Annotated in this window: 2 protein-coding genes and 1 pseudogene; all 3 read left to right on the top strand. The window is 66.7% G+C overall.

Annotated features, from left to right (window positions below):
* A pseudogene (locus P409_RS39570) lies at positions 1-209 on the top strand (type VI secretion system protein TssA); the annotation flags it as partial.
* A gap of 49 nt (positions 210-258) precedes the next feature.
* Entirely contained in the window at positions 259-789 is a 531-nt protein-coding gene (gene tssB, locus P409_RS32295) for a type VI secretion system contractile sheath small subunit (RefSeq protein ID WP_034848252.1), read from the top strand.
* Between the two features lie 4 nt (positions 790-793).
* Positions 794-2,250 (top strand): type VI secretion system contractile sheath large subunit (gene tssC / locus P409_RS32290; RefSeq protein WP_034848248.1); only part of this gene is annotated, 1,457 nt, incomplete at its 3' end.

Here is a 2,250-nt window from a genome sequence, read left to right as displayed (position 1 = left end):
CCCGCGAGGATGCGTTCCGTCTCATTGAACTGGCCGCGGCCTGGTTCCGTCAGGCCGAGCCGCAGGCCGTGATCTCCTATACCCTGACGGAGGCCGTGCGGCGCGCGCGGCTGTCGCTGCCGGAGCTTCTGGAGGAGCTGCTGCGCGACGAGACCGCGCGCGGCGACTTCCTGATCACCGCCGGCGTCAAGCCGCGCAGCGGAGAGTGACCGTGGATCAGCGCCTTTCCCCCAACCCCCTGAGCCAGGCGAGACGATGATGTCCAGCATTCATGACAAGCTTCAGCGCGTCCGCAAGCCTCGCGTCCACATCACCTACCAGGTGGAGACCGAGGGCGCGGTCGTCGAGAAGGAACTGCCCTTCGTCGTCGGCGTGATGGGGGATTTCTCGGGGGACCCGACCCAGCCCCTGGCGCCGCTGCGCGACCGGAAGTTCGTGCAGATCGACCGGGACAATTTCGACGACGTCATGGCGCGCATCGCCCCGGGCCTGAACATGCGGGTGGAGAACACGCTGAAGGGCGACGGCAGCGAGTTCGCGGTGAACCTGGCGTTCAAATCGCTGGACGATTTCGAGCCGGCGGCCGTGGTCGCCCAGGTCGAGCCGCTGCGCAAGCTGATGGAGACGCGCAACCGGCTGCGCGACCTGATGTCAAAGGTCGACCGGTCCGAGGACCTGGAGGCCCTGCTGGAGAAGGTGCTGCAGAACAAGGAGCAGCTGTCGCAGCTGTCCAATGCGCTGGACAAGGCCGACAAGCCGGCCGCGGGCGGCGACGAGACGAAGGAGTAAGGCGATGGCCGTGGAACCCACCCCGCAGGCCCAGGGCGCCGCCCAGGCCACCGAGACGGCCGAGTTCAGCGTGCTGGACCAGGCGATCGGCGCCACCAAGCAGACCGAGCCCGAGCGGGCGCAGGAGCTGCTTCGCACGCTGACGGAAGAGGCGCTGAAAGGCACGGTCACCTATGACCGGAACCTGACGGTCACGCTGAACCGGGCGATCGCCGCAATCGACGAGCAGATGTCGCGCCAGCTGGCCGCGATCATGCACACCGACAAGTTCCGCAAGCTGGAGGGATCCTGGCGCGGCCTGCATCACCTGGTGCAGAGCAGCGAGACCAGCGCGCAACTCAAGATCCGCGTCATCAACGTCTCCAAGCGCGACCTGTACCGGGACGTCAGCAAGGCGGTCGAGTTCGACCAGAGCCAGATCTTCAAGAAGATCTACGAGAGCGAGTTCGGCACGCCGGGCGGCGAGCCCTACGGTGCGCTGATCGGGGATTACGAGTTCACGAACCACCCCGAGGATGTCGAGCTGCTGCAGCATATGAGCCAGGTTTCGGCGGCGGCCTTCGCCCCCTTCATCTCGGCCGCGGGGCCGCAGCTGTTCGGCTTCAACGACTACACCGAGCTGTCGCGCCCGCGCGACCTGGAGAAGATCTTCGAGTCCCAGGAATACGCCAAGTGGCGCAGCTTCCGGGACAGCGAGGACAGCCGCTTCGTCACCCTGACGATGCCGCGCGCCCTGGCCCGCCTGCCTTATGGCGCCAGCACCCGCCGGATCGAGGAGTTCGGCTACGAGGAGGCGCCGGCCGACGCCAGCGGCTCGGCACGGGCCATGGCTCATGACCATTATTGCTGGATGAACGCCGCCTATGTGATGGGCGCGCGGCTGACCGACGCCTTCGCCCAATATGGCTGGTGCACCGCCATCCGCGGCGCCGAGGGCGGCGGCAAGGTCGAGAACCTGCCGTTCCACACCTTCGTCAGCGACGACGGCGACCCGGACCATAAATGCCCGACCGAGATCGGCATCACCGACCGCCGCGAGGCCGAGCTGTCGCGCCTGGGCTTCCTGCCGCTGTGCCACTACAAGAACACCGACTATGCCGTGTTCTTCGGGGCGCAGACCACGCAGAAGCCGAAGAAGTACGACCGGCCTGAGGCGACGGCCAACGCCGCCATCTCGGCCCGCCTGCCCTACATGATGGCGACGTCGCGCTTCGCCCATTACCTGAAGGTGATGGCGCGGGACAAGGTCGGCTCCTTCCTCGAGGCGTCGGATTGCGAGGCCTGGCTGAACCGCTGGATCATGAACTACGTGAACAGCAACAAGGATGCCGGGCAGGAGATGAAGGCCCAGTATCCGCTGGCGGAGGCCAAGATCTCGGTCAAGGAGATCCCGGGCTCACCGGGCGCCTACAACGCCGTGGCCTGGCTGCGGCCGTGGCTGCAGATGGAAGAGCTGACGAC

The sequence above is a fragment of the Inquilinus limosus MP06 genome (assembly GCF_000767795.1).
In the GTDB taxonomy this organism is placed as follows: Bacteria; Pseudomonadota; Alphaproteobacteria; order DSM-16000; family Inquilinaceae; genus Inquilinus; species Inquilinus limosus_E.
Note: the sequence above shows the minus strand (reverse complement) of the source record. Positions and strands in the feature narration are given on the sequence as shown.